Origin of the sequence: Candidatus Frankia nodulisporulans (genome assembly GCF_902806475.1) — a bacterium.
GTDB classification, from domain to species: domain Bacteria; phylum Actinomycetota; class Actinomycetes; order Frankiales; family Frankiaceae; genus Frankia; species Frankia umida.
Map to the genome: position 1 here is coordinate 16,017 of NZ_CADCWS010000001.1, position 19,425 is coordinate 35,441.

The following is a 19,425-nucleotide window of genomic DNA, read 5'->3' on the forward strand; positions in this document are numbered from 1 at the left end:
GCCGGTCCGACCGGCCGGATCGTGCGGCCCACAGGCCACCTGACCGGCCCTGGCAGCGATGCCAGGCAGCTGGGCCAAGCCCCTCTCCCCACGCCTGGATGGCTGGGAAAAGGGCCATCGGATCAACCACAATCGACGGGGAGAGACTGCTGCCGCAGCGATCGGCTGTACACCATCCGCCTGCCCTGCATCGCCTGGGAAATGATGCCCTGACCTCGCCGCACGGCCACCCCCAAGATTCTGACCAGATCAGCCCGACCGACCTCTTTGGGCATGGTACACAGCCTCCCGGGCGCCTTCAGGGGACCCCTCCCTTACGTCAGCGCGGCGACGGGAAATCCCATCCGCACCACCTGGGAGGCCGGCTCCTGCTGATCGGTCCGGAAACTACACCGGCGTCGTCATTCGGGCGGATCACGTCGGGGGTGGATTCCGCGCGGTGTCTGGTTCGAGGCGCAGCCAGGCCGCCGCCGTCGGCGCGATCACCAGCCGGCCGCTGTCGCGGGTTCCGCGGAACACCGCGACGTGCAGTGGCCGTTCGGCCGGCAGGACCACCCCGCCCTCACGGCGGTGACGTGCACTGGTCACCCTGCGGGTGAACGCCCCCGGGTCGGTCGCCGACCGCGGCCGCTCGTCGACACGGGCCACCACCACCATCTCGGCGCAGTCCGCCGGCCAGTTCCAGCGCAGCCGACCGGACTCCCAGCGCAGGCCGATCGTCGACGGCGGCGGCGACACCGTCCTCGGCGTAGACGGCCCATCACCCGCCTCGGGCACCGAGGCGACCTCGGCGGGGGCATCACTACGGGTGGGGGGCGACCAGACCGGGCCGAGACCCGCGCTGACCGCGTAGGCCACCTCGCCCGCGGACGCGCCGCCGTCGGCCAGCTCGGTCGCCGACGTCACGCCGACCACCCGGCTGGCGCCGTCCCCGCCGATCCGACTGACCCGGTAGCGGACCTCGCCCGGCGTCGTCGACGCCTGCCAGCGCACCACCACCGACCCGGCCTCCCAGCCCACCCACACCCCCGCGGGCGCGGCCACCGCCCCCGGTGTCGGCCCCTGCTCCCGCGTCGGCGCTGGCCTCGACCCACCGGTTGCCGCCGTGGCGTCGCGCAGGGCGAGCGCCTCGGTGTGGTCGGCGACCAGCGCCAGTGCCTCGTCGATCAGACGCGACCGCTCCTGGGCGCCGCCTGGTCCTGTGCCGTCTGGTCCCGTGCCGTCTGGTCCCGTGCCGTCTGGTCCCGTGCCGTCTGGTCCCGTGCCGTCTGGTCCCGTGCCGTCTGGTCCCGTGGTCGCGGCGGCACGTGCCCGGGCGACGAGATCGTCGGCGGCGGCGCATCGTGCCTCGGCGAGGGAGAGCAGTTCACCGGGCAACTGGCCGCCCGGACCTGGCACGTCGGCGGCCACGGCGACCACCGGACGCACGGCGTCGAGCACCGCGCGATAGCGCGCGGCGGCGGCCAGCTCGGCGAGCCTGCCCCAGGCGGTGGCGGCGGCCCGGATCGCCGCCTCGACCTCGTCCCCCACGGCGCGAATGGGCGGCAGCGTCTCTCCCGCGCCCTCCCGCGCGGCGGCGACATGATCGCTGGCCGCCACGGGACGTCCGGCCCGCAGCGCCGCCCGCGCCCGCGAGACGTGGACGCGCCAGTCGAGGGCGCCCCGGGTCGGGCCGGCGGCTGGGCGGCGCGCCGAGTGGTCCGCGGGCCGCGAGGTCGAACCACCCGGCTCGCCGGCCGGCGCGGCGGTCCCGCCGCGCCGGGAGCGGGCACCGGACGCGGGCGCCTCGGCGATCGGGGGCAACGGTGGGGCGGCGACACCGTGTTCGCGGGCGAGTGCCCGCACGACGGCCTGGGCCCGGTGCGGGTCGAGACCGTCAGCCAGGGCCGCAGCGACGAGCCGGGCCGCCTCCGCGGGCAGCAGGGCGTCCTCGACCAGGACGGCGGCGGCCACCTGTGGGCGCAGCCGGGTGGTGGTGTCGGCGGCGAGGGCGTCCAGGTACGCGTGGGGGTCGCCGTCGACGAGCAGGGTCTGGACGGCGGCCAGCAGGTCGTCGAGCAGCGCCCGGCGGCGATCTGGTCGACGGGCCCGGTTGCGGGCCAGCGCGGCGTCGCGGGCGGCGCGGATCCGCTCGGGCGAGGCGTCCGTGGGCAGGCCGAGCAGGTCGAACAGGCCGCGCGGCGGGGTGGTCGCGGCGATCCGGGCGAGTTCGTCCAGGTCGGAGCGGATCTGGCGGAGCACCGCGGGCGAGACCTGCTCGCCGTGGGCCGGGCCGGTGGCCGCCTCGGTGCCGGCGGCGGGCAGGACGCGATGCCGGCGGATACGGGTGTCGAACTCGGCGGCGGTGATGTCCTGGGTCGCGGCCCAGGTACGCAGGCCCTCGAGGCGGTCCGCGGGCAGGCCACCGAAGCGGGCGACGAGTCGACGGGCGGCGGCGTCGAGGGCGGCGAAGCGCTCGTCGTCCCGCTCGGCGCGGGCCGCGGCGACCCGTTCGGACAGGGCCAGCCGGGTGGTGCGGTCGGCGAGGGCCGCGGCGAGTTCGGCGTGCCGCTCGAGCAGCCCGATGATCGCACCGCGGTAGCGGGGATGGTCCCGGTTGCGCTGCCAGAACGCCCAGACCTCGTCGATGCGGGCCTGGACCTGGGTGTCGGTGAGGGTGGCGACGGCGGCCAGCGGGATGTCGTAGATCTCGAACGGGTCGCTGTGTTCGGCGCCGCCACGGCGGTGCACCGACGCGAGCACGCGGGCGCGGTAGTCATCCGGGGTGAAGTCGGGAAGCGTGGGTCCGGGCGGGCCGACGGCGGGCATCGGGCTCAGATCCCAGGGTTCGCGGCGCCGGGGCCGGAGCCGAAACCGGGGCCGGTGGCCCGTTCCCGACGGGCCCGAGCCACCTGTTCATGTTCCCGGGCGACGTCGGCCTGGCTGAGCGCCGCCGAGGTCTCCACCCGGACCGTCAGCGGCCGCTGCGCCAGACCCTCGTGGGTCGCGGTGACCTCGAGGATGCCGTCGAAGCCCATCCGGAACTGGATGTGGATCTGCGAGCCGGCCGGGAAACCGGCGGGAATGCCGGTGATCTCCGCCTCGGCGATCACCTTGTTGTCCTCGACCCGAGGCGACTCGACCCCACCGGCCTGTTCGACGACGTGGACGATGACCGCGTCCTGGTCGTCGCGAACCGTTCCGAACGACCGTCCGACGGCGACCGGCAGCCGGTCGTTGCGGTGCACCAGGAACACCGCGTTCTGGTCACCGAACCGGTTGAGCGCGAGCACCCCGAAGCCGCGGGACACCACGTTGACGACCTGGACCTCGACCGTCCGGCGGACCCGGGACGCCGGCAGGTCCAGGGCCTGCGCCAACCGGTGGCAGGCCGCGTCGAGCGCCTCCGGGGCGGCCGCGTCGACCCCGGCCCCGTCGACCAGCTGACCGCGGGTGACCAGATCCGCGAGGACGAGTCGTTCCAGCGCCTTCTTCTCACCGTAGATCGCCGCGCCACGGGCGACGGCCAGGTCAGGATCGGTGAGCGCCACCGGAACACCGAACTCGGCGGCCAGCCGTCGGGCGACCGCCGGCATCCGCGAGGCGCCACCGACCAGCAGGATCTGGTCGATGCCACGCACCCCGCGGGCCAGCGCCGCCTGCTGGGCGGCCCGGGTCAGGGCGATCGTGCGGTCCAGCAGGCCGGCGGTGAGCTCCTCGAGCGCCGACCGGGTCAGCACCACCTCGGTGCGCCGGCCGTCATGCTCGACGACGACGGTGGTCCGCTCGACGTCGGTGAGCTCGCGGCGGGCCCGTTCGGCGGCGAGCAGCAGGACCTGGGCCGCCTCGGAGGAGTCCAACGGGTCCGGTGCGCCGGGATGTTCGGCGAGGAAGCGGTCACCGAGCAGCAGCACGATCTTCTCGTCCCAGTCCGCTCCGCCCAGCTGGTGGTCGCCGTCGATGGCGACGACCGACACCCGCCGGTCGGCCAGTTCCACCACCGTCACGTCGAACGTGCCGCCGCCCAGGTCGTAGACGAGCGCGACCTCCTCGGCCACCGTGCCCGGGCCACCGAGGGTGCGCCGGCCGCCGATCTCGAACCGGGCGAACCCGTAGGACAGGGCGGCGGCCGTCGGCTCGTTGATGACATCGACGACGGACAGCCCCGCGTACTCGCCGGCGAGTACCGTGGCGCGCCGTTCCTCGTCGCCGAAGTAGGCCGGGACGGTGATGACGACGTCGTGCACCGGTTCGCCGGTCGCCAGGGCCGCGTCGGAGACGAGGGCCTTGAGGATCAGCCCGCTGACCGCCGGCGCCGACCAGGCCGTGCCCTGGGTGACGAAACGCCAGTCGCCGTCACCCATCCTGCGTTTGACCAGGGAACAGACGTCGTCGGGACGGGCGCGGGCGAGTTCACGGGCCGGCTGACCGGTGATGTAGTCGTCGGCGCCGACGAACAGCACCACGCTCGGCAGGGTCTGCGCGTCCCCCGCCAACGGGACTATCCGCGGCTCACCGGTCTCGGTGACCCGGGCCACGCAGCTGAACGTCGTCCCAAGATCAATACCGTAGACGCTGTGGGAGCTCGCCGCCGAGCGGCGGTCAAGGTGTCCGACCACACCCGGGAACCTATCTTTTGCGGTCTCCGACAGCACTCCCCGGCACCTTGGTGCCAGGCCGATGCCGCCCGGCCCGCCGGGGACCCGCCGGGGACCCGCCGGCTCAGCCGAGGTCGAGCAGGTGTTCCAGGCCGACGGTCAGACCGGGGCGGCTGACGATCTCGCGCACCGCCAGCAGGACGCCCGGCATGAACGACGTCCGGTCGTAGGAGTCGTGGCGCAGGGTGAGCGTCTCGCCCGCGCCCCCGAGCAGGACCTCCTGGTGGGCGACCAGCCCGGCCAGACGTACGGCGTGCACGGGCACGTCGTCCACCCGGGCCCCGCGGGCCCCGTCCAGGGCCGATGTGGTGGCGTCCGGACCGGCCGGGGCGAGCCCGGCGGCGCGGCGGGCCGCCGCGACCAGTTCCGCGGTGCGCCGCGCCGTTCCGCTCGGTGCGTCGATCTTGTTCGGATGGTGCAGCTCGACGATCTCCACCGAGTCGAAGAACCGGGCGGCCCGTGCCGCGAAGGTCATCATGAGTACCGCCGCGACACCGAAGTTCGGCGCCACCAGCACGCCGACCCCGGCGGACCCGGTGAGCCAGCCGCGGACGGTGTCCAGCCGGGCGTCGTCGAAGCCGGTGGTGCCGACGACGACGTGCCGCCCGGCCTCGACGCACCACCGGATGTTGTCGAGCACCGCGTCCGGGGTGGTGAAGTCGACGACCACGTCGGCGGCGCGCAGCGGCTCCCGCTGCTCGCCGGTGTCGACGGCCGCGACCAGGTCCAGATCCGGTGCCGCCTCGACGGCCGCGCAGACCGTGGCCCCCATCCGGCCGCGGGCCCCGAGCACCCCGACCGCCAGCCGATCACTCATCGTGCCTGTTCCCCTCTCGCGCACCCCGCGGGGCCGCCTGATCCCGGGCCGATCTCAGCTGGCGACGGCGGCGCTGAAATCGTGGTCGTCGAACGGCCCGATGACGCCCAGCGCCCAGGGCTGCGCCACCAGGGTCGCCGCGATCTCGCGTACGTCCTCGAGTGTCACCGCGTCCACCCGGGCGATGATCTCGGAGACCGAGAGCAGTTCCCCGTGGGCGAGTTCGCTCTTGCCCAGCCGGCTCATCCGCGAGCCGGTGTCCTCCAGGCCCAGCACGAGCGAGCCGTGGCTCTGCCCGCGGGCCCGGTCGAGTTCCTCGGCGGTGATCCCGCGCTCGGCGATCGCCCGCACCTCGTCCCGGGCGATCGCGAGCACCTCGTCGGCGCGCCGCGGACCGCAACCGGCGTAGACGCCGAACAGGCCGGCGTCGGCGAAGTGGGAGGCGAACGAGTACACCGAGTAGGCGAGCCCGCGCTTCTCCCGGACCTCCTGGAACAGCCGGGAGCTCATCCCGCCGCCGAGCGCGGTCGAGAGCACCCCGAGGGCGAACCGGCGTGGGTCGTGCCGGGACAGCCCGACCGTGCCGAGTACCAGGTTCGCCTGCTCGGTCGGCCGCTCGGAGACCACGATGCCGGGTGCCGGCGGGTAGGCGTACCGCCCGGCGCGCACCGGCCGCGGCGTGACACCGGCGCCCAGGCGCGCACCGAACGCGTCGGCGACCAGGTCGAGCGCACGCTCGTGCTCGAGGTTGCCGGCCACCGCGACGACCAGCGCCGGGGGAACGTAGCGACCGTGGTAGTAGTCGGCGATCGTCTCCCGGCCGAGCCCCTCGATCGACTCGATCGTGCCGAGCACCGGCCGGCCGAGCGCCGAGGAACCGAGCATGGCCTCGGCGAACACGTCGTGGACGACGTCCCCCGGGTCATCCTCGTGCATGGCGATCTCCTCGAGGATCACGCCCCGCTCGGCCTCGACGTCGTCGGCGGTCACCAGCGAGCTGGTCACCATGTCGGCGACGACGTCGACGGCCATCGGCAGATCGGTGTCGAGCACCCGCGCGTAGTAGCAGGTGTACTCCTTGCTGGTGAAGGCGTTCAGGTCGCCGCCGACCGCCTCCACCGACGCGCTGATGGTCAGCGCGTCCCGTCGGGTCGTCCCCTTGAACAGCAGGTGCTCGAGGTAGTGCGAGCAGCCCGCGGTCACCGGTGTCTCGTCGCGCGAGCCCACGCCCACCCAGACGCCGATCGCGGCCGAGCGGACTCCCGGCACCCGCTCGGTGATGACCCGAAGGCCGCTGGGCAGCACCGTGCGGCGCACGGTGCTGCCCAGCGGCGATTCGCTGGTGAACCCGCCGGTGGTCAGCCGGGACGGGGCCAGGTCCGGGGTAGGCGTGTCGGTCACGACGCGGCCGTCAGGAGGTCGACGCCGCGTCGGCGGCCTCGGCGATCGGCGAGAGCGAGATCTTGCCGCGGTTGTCGATCTCGGTGATCTCCACCTGGAGCTTCTGCCCGACGGTGAGCACGTCCTCGACCTTCTCCACCCGCTTGCCGCCGGAGAGCGTCTTGAGCTTGGACACGTGCAGCAGACCGTCCCGACCCGGGGTGAGCGACACGAACGCCCCGAAGTTCGTGATCTTGACGATCGTGCCGAGGTAGCGCTCGCCGACCTCCGGCATCTGCGGGTTCGCGATCGCGTTGATCGCCGAACGGGCGGACTCGGCGGACGGGCCGTCCACGGCACCGATGTAGATCGTGCCGTCGTCCTCGACGGTGATCTCGGCGCCGCTGTCGGCCTGGATCTGATTGATCATCTTGCCCTTGGGCCCGATCACCTCACCGATCTTGTCGACCGGGATCTTGACCGAGATGACCCGCGGGGCGTGCGCGGACATCTCGTCCGGGCTGCCGATGGCCTCGGCCATCACGTCCAGGATCGTCAGCCGCGCGCCGCGGGCCTGCTGCAGCGCGGCGGCCAGCACCGAGGCGGGAATGCCGTCGAGCTTGGTGTCCAGCTGCAGCGCGGTGACGAAGTCACGGGTGCCGGCGACCTTGAAGTCCATGTCGCCGTAGGCATCCTCGGCGCCGAGGATGTCGGTCAGCGTGACGTAGGTGCCATCGGCGTGGATGAGACCCATCGCGATGCCGGCGACCGGCGCCTTGAGCGGCACACCGGCGTTGAGCAGCGACAGCGTGCTCGCGCAGACCGAACCCATCGAGGTGGAGCCGTTGGAGCTCAGCGCCTCGGAGACCTGGCGGATCGCGTAGGGGAACTCCTCGCGGCTGGGCAGCACCGGCAGCAGCGCCCGCTCGGCGAGCGCGCCGTGGCCGATCTCGCGACGCTTGGGCGAACCCACCCGGCCGGTCTCACCGGTGGAGTACGGCGGGAAGTTGTAGTTGTGCATGTACCGCTTGGTGCGGTCGGGGTTGAGCGTGTCGACCGTCTGCTCCATGCGCAGCATCGCGAGCGTCGTGACGCCGAGGATCTGCGTCTCGCCCCGCTCGAACAGCGCCGAGCCGTGCACCCGCGGGATGTAGTCGACCTCGGCCGACAGCGCCCGGATCTCGGTCGTCGACCGACCGTCGATGCGCACACCCTCGGTGGCGATCCGGGAACGCACCAGCTTCTTGGTCAGCGCCCGGTAGGCCGGATTGATCTCCTTCTCCCGACCCTCGAACTGGGCGGCGACCTTCTCCGCCGCGAGCCCGCGGACCCGGTCGAGCTCGGCCTCGCGCTCGGTCTTGCCGGCGATGCGCAGCGCCGCGCCCAGCTCGTCGCCCACCGCGGCGGACAGCGCGTCGAACACGTCGTCCTGGTGGTCGACGAAGACCGGGAACTCCCGGATCGGCTTGCCGGCGGCCGCGGCCAGTTCGCTCTGCGCCCGGCACAGCTCGCGGATGGCGGGCTTGGCGGCCTCCAGACCCGCGGCGACGACCTCCTCGGTCGGCGCGGGAGCGCCCCCGGCGATCAGCTCCACCGTGCCCGGGGTCGCCTCCGCCTCCACCATCATGATCGCCACATCGCCGCCGTCGACGACCCGGCCGGCGACGACCATGTCGAAGGTGGCCCGGGAGAGCTCCTCGTGCGTCGGGAAGGCGATCCACTCACCGTCGACGTAGCCGACCCGGGTCGCACCGATCGGACCGGAGAACGGCAGACCGGACAGCGTCGTCGACGCGCTCGCCGCGTTGATCGCGACCACGTCGTAGAGGGTGTTCGGGTCCAGGGCGAGCACGGTGGCCACGACCTGGATCTCGTTGCGCAGGCCCTTGGCGAACGACGGGCGCAGCGGCCGGTCGATCAGCCGACAGGTGAGGATCGCGTCCTCGCTGGGCCGGCCCTCACGGCGGAAGAACGAGCCGGGGATGCGCCCGGCGGCGTACATCCGCTCCTCGACGTCCACCGTCAGGGGGAAGAAGTCGAGCTGTTCCTTGGGCTGCTTGCTGAACGTGGTCGCGGACAGCACCATGGTGTCGCCCAGGAAGGCGACCGCCGATCCGGCGGCCTGCCTGGCCAGCCGGCCGGTCTCAAAACGCACCGTGCGGGTACCGGCCGGGGTCGCGATGACCGCCTCTGCCGCATGTGTCGAGTCGTCCACTCGAAGCCACTCCATCCTCGTCGTCGGCCGGGTCCACGCAGCCGATCGTGTGTTCCGGCCGGGTCCGCGTTTCGAGGATGCCGGTGCTCAGTCGAGGCCCCCGGGAACACGAGCGGAAAGCTCGCACCCGGCGACCACGACCGAGGACCGGCGGATCTCGCCGTCACGGACCCGGTCAGGTCCTTCATCGTGCCGGCGGGACTCCCGCCGGCACCTGCCGCACCGGGTACCTACCCCCCGATGCGGCAGAGGGAGCGTCCCGAGCGGGTCCGCTCCCTCTTGGGCGCTATCGACGTAGCCCGAGTCGCTCGATCAGCGACCGGTACCGGTTGATGTCGGTATTCGACAGGTAGTTCAGCAGCCGGCGCCGGCGCCCGACCAGCAGGAGCAGGCCGCGGCGGCTGTGATGGTCGTGCTTGTGCACCTTGAGGTGCTCGGTCAGGTCACTGATCCGCCTGGTCAGCATCGCGACCTGGACCTCCGGCGAGCCGGTGTCCCGCTCCACGGTGGCATAGTCCGACATGATCTTCTGCTTGACGTCGCTCGCGAGCGGCACGCTGAACCCTCTCCTCTGCTTCGGGACGGCGTGCGTCCGGGGTCTTCACCACCCGGATCGACAGCCGGTCCGCGGCCACCTCGCCGCTGGATCCGGACACGCCACTCCCGCCTGACCCCGAAGCTTATCAACCGACGGCGAACCCCCCGGTCACCGGCCGGCCATCCGCGCCCGACCGCCCTCGCCCGTCCGACCTGGGCTCCCACCGATCGAGGCTCCCCGCGACCTGGGCTCACACCGGCAGGGTCACCGTCCGGGTCGTCTCGACGTCGGCGGCCATCTGGGTGACCAGTTCGTCCACCGAGTCGAAGCGCAACGTCGGACGCAGCCGATGGGTGAACTCGTACGCCATGTACGCGCCGTAGAGGTCGCCGTCGAAATCGAGCAGAAACGCCTCCACCCGGCGCTCTCGCCCGGCGAAGGTCGGATTCGTGCCGATGGAGATCGCGGCCGGCTGGCGATGCTCCCCCCAGCAGGCGAACCCGGCGTACACGCCGTCGGCCGGCACCGCGGCCCACGGCGTCGCCTCCATGTTCGCGGTCGGATAGCCGATCGTGCGACCGCGGGCGTCGCCGTGCACGACCTCACCCTCGACCCGGTGCGGGCGACCGAGCGCCGCCGCGGCCGACTCGACGTCACCGGCCGCGACCAGACGGCGGATCTCCGTCGAGGACAGCACCCGCTCCCCCGCCCGGACCAGCGGCACGCCGCGCACCTCGAACCCGGCGGCCGCGCCGTCGGCGATGAGCGTGCTCAGCCGCCCGGCCGCCCGGTGGCCGTAGCTGAAGTTCTCCCCGACCACCACGACGCTGGCCCGCAGCCGCCGCAGCAGGATCTCGTGGACGAAGTCGGATGCCGACACCTGGCTGAACCCGGCCGTGAACGGCTGCACGCACAGTGCGTCGACACCGATCTCGGCCAGCAGCTCGGTCTTGTAGCGCAGGGTGGTCAGCAACGCCGGATGGCTGCCGGGACGCAGCACCTCGCCGGGATGCGGATCGAAGGTCAGCGCCAGCGCCGGCTGGCCGCGATCGTGCGCCAGGGCCACCGCCTCACCGATGATGCGCCGGTGGCCCCGGTGCACGCCGTCGAAGAAACCGATCGTGACCACCCCGCCGCCCCACTCGGCCGGCGTGTTCTCGGCGCCCCGCCACGTATGCACGCAGGGAAGCCTAGGACATTCCCGCGCTGCACCGTCCGGGCGGCACCACCACCGGTGGCGCACCGGGCCACGCGGCCCTCGGCGCCCCCGGTCACCGCGACCGGATATCCACCTCAGGCCGGGGCGAACACGACCAGCGAGCGGACGGTGTCGGCGGTCTCCTCCACCAGCGCCAGCATCGTCCCGTCCGGGTCGAACACCCCGTAGGTACCGGGCTGTCCCAGCGGCGTCAGGCGCCGGCCGTGGGTGACGTCGACAGCCTGCGCGCCGGCGACCTCACGGCGGGCGAAGCTGGTCGACACCGCCTCCCCCAGCGGTGTGAGCGCCGCCGCTCCCCGCTGCGCGAAGGTGTCCAGACTCACCGCCGCCGCCAGCGCGAAGGGACCCACGACGGTGCGCCGCAGCGCCACCAGATGCCCCCCGCATCCCAGCGCCGACCCGAGATCACGCGCGAGCGCCCGGATGTAGGTACCGCTGGAGCAGTCCACCACCACGTCGAGGTCGTCGCCGCGGCGTGCCAACAGGTCGAAGCGGTGCACCGTGACCCGCCGGGCGGCGAGTTCCACCTGTTCCCCGGCGCGGACCCGGGCGTAGGCCCGCACACCGTCGACCTTCACCGCGCTCACGCTCGAGGGCACCTGGTCGATCGGACCGGTGAGCGCGCCCAGTTCCCGGCGCAGCGCCACGTCGTCGACGTCGACCGGCCGGTCCACCAACGGCTCGCCCTGCGCGTCGTCGGTGGTGGTCGTCCGGCCGAGACGGATCGTCGCCGTGTAGGTCTTGTCCGTCAGCGCGAGATGGCCCAGCAGCCGGGTGGCGCGTCCGGCGCCGAGCAACAGCACCCCGGTGGCCATCGGGTCGAGGGTGCCGGCGTGACCGATCCGGCGCTGCCCCAGAATCCGTCGGGCCCGCGCGACCACGTCATGGGAGGTGCAGCCGGCCGGCTTGTCGAGGACGAGCAGGCCGTCCACCTGCGGGCCGGTGCCGCGTCCGTGCGGACTCACCGGGCGCCCAACGCCGTGGCCGGTGCCAACGCCGCGCGTACCTGGTCCATCAGCGGGACGAGTTCGGCGGTGGAGCGAAAGCCCGCGGCCAGCCGGTGCCCGCCGCCGCCGAGGGTCACGCACACGGCGCCGACGTCGAGACCACCGCGTGAGCGCACCGACACGTTCCAGCCGGTGCTGTCCTGCCGGCAGATCAGCGCGACCTCCGCGTCCGACACCGAGCGCAGGATGTCGATGAACCCCTGGATCTCGTCCGGGGCGAGGCCTGCCGCCAGCAAATCCCGCTGCTCACACCAGCTCCAGACCAGGTCGTGCTCGGGTTCGAGGCGGGCCCGCCCGAGCACCGAGCCCAGCAGCTGGACATAGCCGAAGGGATGGTCGTCCCACAGGTCCCGGCTGATCAGGTCGTGGCGGATGCCGGTCTCCAGCAGGCGGGCGGCCAGCCGGTGCTCCGCGGCCGTCGTCGCGGCGGAGCGAAACGATCCGGTGTCGGTGACCAGGCCGGCGTAGAGGGCGGCGGCCATGTCGACGTCCAACGGCACGCCGAGCGCGTCGATGACGTCGACGGCCAGCACGCTGGTCGCCGCGGCCGTGCTGTCGACCAGGTTGACGGCGCCGAAGCGGGTGTTGGACGGATGATGGTCGATCACCACGGTCCGGGTGCCGGGTGCCGTGGCCGCCGCGGCGAGCCGACCCAGGCGTGCCGGGCTGTCGGCGTCCAGGGTGACGACCAGGTAGGGGGCGACGCCGATCGCGGCCGGGTCGACCAGCAGCTCCTGGCCGGCGAGGAAACGCAGCGTGCGGGGCACCGCGAACGGTTCGGCGTCGAAGGACACCCGGACCCGGGCGCCCAGACGGCGCAGCGCCAGCCCCAGGGCCAGCGCCGAACCGAGGCTGTCGGCGTCCGGAGCGACGTGCGCCGCCAGCAGGATCTCCTCGCCGGCGGCGACGGTTTCGCGTAGCAGCCCGACGAGTGCCATCCGGTCCGCCGCGGGGCCGCTCCGATCGATCATCGCCCGTCTCCCTCGCCGTGCCCGCCGACCCGCGAGCCTTCCCCTAACGGCCTGTCACATCAAGGTCGCCGACCGCGCCGCGGTCCCGATCGTCGAGGTACCCCCGGCTGTCGTCGGTACCCTCGTCCACGGCGTCATCATCCTCGAGCGGGTCGTCCTCGTCGATCACCCGCGGACGTCGATAGGGATCTTCCTCGCCGGCGGGGCTCGCGTCCCGACGGACCTCCACCAGCCGGGCGTCCCGTGCCCGCGCCACACTGATCAGATCCTCGAGATGACGGGCGTCATCGGGCAGCCGGTCGTGCACGAAGGTCAGGGTCGGGGTGTTCTTCACCCCGGTGGCCCGGCCCACCTGGCTGCGCAGCAGTCCGCGGGCCGACTCCAGCGCCTCGGCCGAGGCCTGCCGGTCGGCCTCGCCGCCGTAGACGGTGTAGAAGACCGTCGCGTCCACCAGGTCCGGGCTGACCCGGACATCGGTCACCGTGACCATGCCGAGCCGAGGATCCTTGACACCGCGTTCCAACATGGACGCGACCACCTCACGGATGCGCACCGCCAACCGGCGCGCCCGGGCTGGATCCGCCACCGTCCACCTCCTCGTTCACATGTCCGTCGTCGTCCCCGCGGGCCCCGTCCGCTACCGGACGGCCGGATCCGGGAAGGACGCACCATCCGCGTCGTCCTCGGTGAACACCCGTTCGCGGGCGGCGAGAACGTCGACTTCCGGGCGCTGCGCGACGAGCTGCTCGCAGGCGCACAGTACCTCCATGCAGTGGCCACGGTCCGCGGCCACGACCGCCACGCCGATCTCGGCGCGACGATGCAGGTCGAGCTGACCGGTCTCGGCCACACTGACCGCGAAGCGACGGCGCAGCTCGGCCACGATCGGCCGGACCACGGACCGCTTCTCCTTCAGGGAGTGCACGTCCCCGAGAAGGAGATCAAGGCTCAGACTTGCGATCCACATGACATCCCCGTCGGACGGGGCGCCACCACCGCCGGGGCCGACCGATCCGACCGGCCCCGGCGACGTGTGGTGCCTCAGGTGCGGGGAACCTCCCGCTGCTCGAAGGCCTCGATGATGTCGTCCACCTTGATGTCGTTGAACGACCCGAGCCCGATACCGCACTCGTAGCCCTCGCGCACCTCGGTGGCGTCGTCCTTGAACCGCTTGAGCGACTCGACCGTGAGGTTGTCCGCCACGACCACGCCATCGCGGATGAGGCGGGCCTTGACGTTGCGCCGGATGATCCCGGAGCGGACCAGCGAACCCGCGACGTTGCCGATGCGCGGCACCCGGAAGACCTCCCGGACCTCGGCGGTGCCGAGCTGGGCCTCCTCGTAGACCGGCTTGAGCATGCCCTTGAGCGCGTTCTCGATGTCCTCGATGGCCTGGTAGATCACCGAGTAGTAGCGGACCTCGACGCCCTCGCGGTCGGCCAGCTCCGTCGCCTTGCCCTGCGGCCGGACGTTGAAGCCGATGATCACCGCGTCGGACGCCGATGCCAGCATCACGTTCGTCTCGGTGATCGCACCGACACCGCGGTCGATGATCCGCAGACCCACCTCGTCGCCCACATCGATCTTGAGCAGGGCGTCCTCGAGGGCCTCGACCGAACCGGAGACATCGCCCTTGAGGATGAGGTTGAGCTGGGTCTTCTCGCCTTCCTTCATCCGCTCGAGGATGTTCTCCAGCGTCGGACGGCCACGGCTGAGCGCGAGCTCGGCGTTGCGCTCGCGGGCCTGGCGGCGCTCGGCGATCTGACGGGCCACCCGGTCCTCGGGCACCACGAGGAAGTTGTCCCCGGCGTCGGGAACGCTCGTGAAGCCGAGCACCTGCACCGGACGGGCCGGACCCGCCTCGGTCACCTGGTCGCCATGCTCGTCGAGCATGGCGCGCACCCGGCCGAACGCCTCGCCGGCGACGACCGAGTCACCGACGCGCAGCGTGCCGCGCTGGACGAGCACCGTCGCCACCGGGCCGCGACCACGGTCGAGACGACCTTCGATCGCGACACCCTGGGCCTCGCTGTCCGTCGGCGCCCGCAGGTCCAGCGAGGCGTCGGCGGTGAGCACGATGGCCTCGAGCAGGCCGTCGATGTTGACCCGGTTACGGGCGGAGACGTCGACGAACATCGTGTCGCCGCCGTACTCCTCGGCGACCAGGCCGTACTCGGTGAGCTGGCCGCGGACCTTGGCCGGGTCCGCGCCCTCCTTGTCGATCTTGTTGACGGCCACGACGACCGGCACGTTCGCCGCCTGGGCGTGGTTGAGCGCCTCGATGGTCTGCGGCTTCACGCCGTCGTCCGCCGCGACGACCAAGACCACGATGTCGGTGACCTGGGCGCCACGGGCACGCATGGCGGTGAAGGTCTCGTGGCCCGGGGTGTCGATGAAGGTGATCGGCCGGTCGGAACCGTCGACCGTCGCCCGCACCTGGTAGGCACCGATGTGCTGGGTGATACCACCGGCCTCACCCGCGACCACGTCGGTGAACCGGATGGCGTCGAGCAGCTTCGTCTTACCGTGGTCGACGTGACCCATGACGGTCACGACCGGCGGCCGGGTGACGAGCTCGACGTCGTCGCCGTACGCCCCACCGAAGGACAGGTCGAAGCTTTCCAGCAGCTCCTTGTCCTCGTCCTCGGGGCTGACGATCTGCACCTCGTAGCCGAGGGTGACGCCCAGCAGCTGCAGCGTCTCGTCGGTGCAGGACTGCGTCGCGGTCACCATCTCGCCAAGCTGGGTGAACACGACCTGGACCAGCGCACCGGGGTTCGCGTCGATCTTGTCAGCGAAGTCCGCCAGTGAGGCGCCGCGCGGAAGACGAATGGCCTGCCCGTTGCCACGGGGGACCATCGCGCCCATCCGCGGCGCCTCCAGGCCGCTCTCCCATTCCTGCCGCTTCGCCCGCTTGGACTTGCGCTGGCGTCCGGGACGCCCACGCCCACCGGGGCCGAACGCTCCCGCCGTGGTACCGCCGCGACCGCGACCGCCGGCCGCCGGCCGACCGCCACCGCCGCCACCGGGACGACCCGGCGCACCGCCACGGCCGGCGAAGCCGCCGGGACGCGCGCCGCCGCCACCGCCACCGGGACGCCCGGGAGCGCCGCCGCCACCGCCGCCACCGCCACCGGGACGCCCGGGAGCGCCGCCGGCCGGACGAGGCTGGAACATGTTCGCGTTCGGGCGCGGACCACCACTACCACCCGGACGCGGGCCACCGCTGCCACCCGGGCGCGGCGGCATGCCGCTGCCCTGGCCACCGGGGCGCGAACCGGGCCGCGGCGGAACCGAGCCGGGCGAGGGACGAGGCCCACCGGGACCGCCGGGGCCAGCGCCACCGGGACGCGAGCCACCGGGGCGCGGACCCGGCCGCGGACCACCGGCACGCGGCGGCGAGGCCGGGGACTGACCACCGGACTGAGCGCCCGACGGGCGGGGCCCGGCGGACGGTGTCGTGTAGGGGTTGTTACCGGGCGAGCTCGGCCGGGGACCCGGACGCGGGCCTGGCCGGGGCGCGCCACCAGCCGGGGCGCCACCGGGCCCGGCCGGAGCCGAGCCACCGGGGCCACCCGGACGGGACCGGCCACCCGGGGCCGCCGGCGTGCCGGGGCGCGGACCTGCCGCCGCCGGAGTCGACGCGGGTGCCGCGGGCGCGGACGGTGCCACGGGCGCCACCGGTGCGGCGGGCGCCGCGGCGCTGGCCGCCACGGGACGAGGCGCCGCCACCGGCGCCGGGCTCGGCGGACTCACCGGTGCCACGACGGGGCTGGGCGCGGACTGCACCGACGGCGCGGGCGCGGACGGCCCGGACGCGGGAGCCGGTCGGGCCGGAACGGGACCAGGGCGACCGGGAACCGGCCGGGGGCCGGGACGCGGTGCGGGGCCGGGACGCGGCGGCGGGCCCGGACGGGCTCCGTTGCCGGCGGGCCGGCCACCGGGGCGACCGCCACCGGCGGCACCACCCTCGGCCGGGAACGCCTCCTTGAGCTTGCGCACGACGGGTGCCTCGACAGTGGACGAGGCGGACTTCACGAACTCACCGAGATCTTTCAGCTTGGCGAGAACGGTCTTGCTGTCGACACCAAGCTCCTTGGCGAGCTCGTGTACGCGGGCCTTTCCTGCCACGGTGCTCCTTCTATCGGCCCGCGGTCCGTGCCCGCGTGACCTCGTTACCTGCCGGTCGTGATCATGGCTGGGTGCTCATTGAGCGATCATCGCTGTCTCGACCTGCTTCCGTGTCGACGTCATGTGGCGCCGCCTGTGTACCTGGCCGGATGCCGGCTACCGCCGATGCCCGAGCCCTCCCTGCCGACACCCCGCTGCCGCGCGGTGCCCCTCTTTCTTTACCCGATTTCTCGGCCAGCCGGGACCCCGACGGCCGCTCCGGGCGACCAACCCGCGTCACCGGGTCGACCACCCCGGAACCGAGCTGCTCCAGGTACCGCCTGATTCGCTCCGCCTCCAGTGGACCCGGCACACGCAGGGCCCGGGGGAACGCCTTGCGACGCTCCGCGAGCTCGAGACATGCCTGATCCGGATGCAGGTGCGCACCCCGGCCACGTAGCCGACGACGAGCATCCGGCAGGAGCTCGGCACCGTCCACGACGATACGCAGGAGGTCGGAACTCGGCGCGCGGCTTCGACATCCAATACAGGTACGGATGGGTTCCGCACGGCACGCCATGACCAGTCTATCCCGCCCGCCCCCGGGAGGGGCCGCCCGTCGCGGAAGATCGGCGCACGGCCGGGGCGTCGCCGGCCGACTCCGCCTCCGCCGTCGGACCTTCCGCGTCGGAGTGGATGTCGATACGCCAGCCGGTCAGCCGGGCGGCGAGCCGGGCGTTCTGCCCTTCTCGACCGATCGCCAGCGACAGCTGGTAGTCGGGAACGACCACCCGGGCCGAGCGACTGGCCAGGTCCGTCACGTCGACCCGGGCCACCCGGGCCGGTGACAGCGCACTGCCGACGAACGTCGCCGGGTCCGCCGACCAGTCCACGATGTCGATCTTCTCACCGCGTAGTTCGGCCATGACCGCGCGCACCCGGGCGCCCATCGGCCCGATGCACGCCCCCTTCGGGTTCACCCCCGCCACCTTCGACCGCACGGCGATCTTGCTGCGGTGACCGGCCTCACGGGCGATCGCGGCCAGCTCCACCGTCCCGTCGGCGACTTCGGGGACCTCGAGCCGGAACAGACCCTTGACCAGTTCGGGATGGGTGCGCGACAACGTGACGGTCGGCCCGTGCATGCCCCGGGCGACGTGCACCACGTAGCACTTGATCCGGTCACCGTGCTCGAGCCGCTCGCCGGGCACCTGCTCGGCCGGCGGCAGCACGCCCTCGATCGTGCCGAGGTCGACCAGGACCACCTTGGAACCGGCGCGCTGCCCGTGGTGCTGCACCACACCGGAGACGATCTCGTGCTCCCGATCGGCGTACTGCCCGTAGGTCGCCTCCTGGCGAGCCTCCCGCAGCCGCTGCATGATGACCTGCTTGGCGGTCATCGTGGCGATCCGGCCGAAGTCGTCCGGTGTGTCGTCGTACTCCCGGCTGGCGCCGTCGGGCCCCTGCTCGCGGGCGAGCACCGCCACCTCGCCGCTGGTGCGGTCGATGACCACCCGGGCGTCCGGCGCGGAGCCCGGGGTGTGGTGGTAGGCCGTGAGCAGGGCGGTCTCCAGCGCCTGCAGCAGGGTTTCGAAGGAGATCTCCTTCTCCCGCTCGATCCCGCGCAGTGCGGCCACGTCGAGCTTCACCGGGTCATCTCCTCACCGGCCGCGCTCTCGGCGCCGACCTGACGGCCCTCGTCACTGGTCATCGGATCCGGATCGGCCGGCGGATCGAGATCGTCATCCGGTGCCGAGGACGGCGCATCGGTAAGATCATCATACCCGGTGGCGGAGAACTCCACCTCGACGGTGGCCCGGGCCACCCGCTCGAACGCGATCCGGTCGATCCGGCGCGGCTGGGGACGACCCCGCCTGGCCGGCCCGACCGCCACCGAGAGCTCTGCCCCGGTCTCGTCGGCGGACACCACTCGACCCGAGACCTCGACGTCCTCGAGGTCCCGCACGGTCACCAGCCGACCCACGGCCCGCCGCCAGTGCCGCGGCCGGGTCAGCGGACGATCCACCCCCGGCGACGTGACCTCGAGCACATAGGCGCCGCCGGTCAGTGGCTCACCGGCCGCCTCGGCCGCGTCGAGCAGCTCCGAGACGGCCCGGCTGGCCTCGGCCACCACGTCCAGATCGATGCCGCCGTCGCGGTCCACCACCACCCGGACCACGCTGCGCGCACCGGCCTTGGTCACCACCACATCTTCGAGATCGAAACCCGCCTCGGCCAGGCTGGTCTCCAGCCTGGCCCGCACCTGCGGACGCACCACCGCACCGGAGTGCCGGCCCGCCCCGGCCGCACCCCGGCCTTTCCCCCGCCCGGAACCGGAGTCCCCCGCGCCTGACACCTACCTTGTCCCTTCCCGCATCCGTTCATCCGATCATCTCGCCGACCCGGCTCACGGGCCGCTCGACGCCGTCGGCGCCACCACCGCACAGGGCGGCGGAGCACTCGCGGCGGCCGAACACCCGGACCGGGACCCGCGCCCCGCCGATACGCCCTGGTTCGTGACGCTCCGCGCC

At 73.0% G+C, this 19,425-nt stretch carries 15 protein-coding genes; all 15 read right to left on the reverse strand.

Translation table 11 applies throughout. The features are described from left to right. Positions 1 to 414: 414 nt before the first annotated feature. The 15 genes from G6R24_RS00060 to rimP all read right to left on the reverse strand — a co-directional run bounded on the left by G6R24_RS00060 (position 415) and on the right by rimP (position 19,250). On the reverse strand, positions 415 to 2,808 hold the full coding sequence (locus G6R24_RS00060) for a hypothetical protein (RefSeq protein WP_163546974.1): 2,394 nt from the start codon (positions 2,806 to 2,808) through the stop codon (positions 415 to 417). Positions 2,809 to 2,813: 5 nt separating this feature from the next. Further along, entirely contained in the window at positions 2,814 to 4,598 is a 1,785-nt protein-coding gene (locus G6R24_RS00065; RefSeq protein ID WP_163546976.1) for an Hsp70 family protein, read from the reverse strand. Between the two features lie 103 nt (positions 4,599 to 4,701). Further along, entirely contained in the window at positions 4,702 to 5,454 is a 753-nt protein-coding gene (gene dapB / locus G6R24_RS00070; RefSeq protein ID WP_163546978.1) for a 4-hydroxy-tetrahydrodipicolinate reductase, read from the reverse strand. 54 nt (positions 5,455 to 5,508) lie between these two features. Then, positions 5,509 to 6,855 (reverse strand): M16 family metallopeptidase, encoded by a 1,347-nt coding sequence (locus G6R24_RS00075; RefSeq protein WP_391530098.1) that lies wholly within the window; start codon positions 6,853 to 6,855, stop codon positions 5,509 to 5,511. A gap of 10 nt (positions 6,856 to 6,865) precedes the next feature. Further along, positions 6,866 to 9,049, reverse strand: a complete 2,184-nt coding sequence (locus G6R24_RS00080) for a polyribonucleotide nucleotidyltransferase (RefSeq protein ID WP_163546980.1) — start codon at positions 9,047 to 9,049, stop codon at positions 6,866 to 6,868. 286 nt (positions 9,050 to 9,335) lie between these two features. Beyond that, entirely contained in the window at positions 9,336 to 9,605 is a 270-nt protein-coding gene (rpsO, locus tag G6R24_RS00085; protein WP_163546982.1) for a 30S ribosomal protein S15, read from the reverse strand. A gap of 232 nt (positions 9,606 to 9,837) precedes the next feature. After that, complete coding sequence (locus tag G6R24_RS00090; RefSeq protein WP_163546983.1) at positions 9,838 to 10,767, reverse strand: bifunctional riboflavin kinase/FAD synthetase; 930 nt, start codon at positions 10,765 to 10,767, stop codon at positions 9,838 to 9,840. A gap of 113 nt (positions 10,768 to 10,880) precedes the next feature. Next, positions 10,881 to 11,771: a tRNA pseudouridine(55) synthase TruB gene (gene truB / locus G6R24_RS00095; protein ID WP_163546985.1), complete on the reverse strand. Its 891-nt coding sequence runs from the start codon at positions 11,769 to 11,771 to the stop codon at positions 10,881 to 10,883. Further along, positions 11,768 to 12,784, reverse strand: coding sequence for a DHH family phosphoesterase (locus G6R24_RS00100; RefSeq protein WP_163546987.1), 1,017 nt, complete (start codon positions 12,782 to 12,784; stop codon positions 11,768 to 11,770). Before G6R24_RS00100 ends, truB begins: the two co-directional genes overlap by 4 nt. Positions 12,785 to 12,827: 43 nt before the next feature. Then, entirely contained in the window at positions 12,828 to 13,370 is a 543-nt protein-coding gene (gene rbfA, locus G6R24_RS00105) for a 30S ribosome-binding factor RbfA (protein ID WP_163546989.1), read from the reverse strand. A gap of 51 nt (positions 13,371 to 13,421) precedes the next feature. Next, positions 13,422 to 13,751: a DUF503 domain-containing protein gene (locus tag G6R24_RS00110; protein ID WP_163546990.1), complete on the reverse strand. Its 330-nt coding sequence runs from the start codon at positions 13,749 to 13,751 to the stop codon at positions 13,422 to 13,424. Positions 13,752 to 13,825: 74 nt separating this feature from the next. Beyond that, on the reverse strand, positions 13,826 to 16,915 hold the full coding sequence (gene infB, locus G6R24_RS00115; protein ID WP_163546993.1) for a translation initiation factor IF-2: 3,090 nt from the start codon (positions 16,913 to 16,915) through the stop codon (positions 13,826 to 13,828). A 61-nt stretch (positions 16,916 to 16,976) separates the two neighbouring features. Beyond that, complete coding sequence (locus G6R24_RS00120; RefSeq protein ID WP_163546995.1) at positions 16,977 to 17,474, reverse strand: YlxR family protein; 498 nt, start codon at positions 17,472 to 17,474, stop codon at positions 16,977 to 16,979. Between the two features lie 7 nt (positions 17,475 to 17,481). Further along, positions 17,482 to 18,543, reverse strand: coding sequence for a transcription termination factor NusA (nusA, locus tag G6R24_RS00125; RefSeq protein ID WP_163546997.1), 1,062 nt, complete (start codon positions 18,541 to 18,543; stop codon positions 17,482 to 17,484). After that, a complete protein-coding gene (gene rimP, locus G6R24_RS00130; protein WP_225437890.1) occupies positions 18,540 to 19,250 on the reverse strand; it encodes a ribosome maturation factor RimP in 711 nt (236 codons plus the stop codon). The genes nusA and rimP overlap by 4 nt, the downstream gene beginning before the upstream one ends. Positions 19,251 to 19,425: the final 175 nt, after the last annotated feature.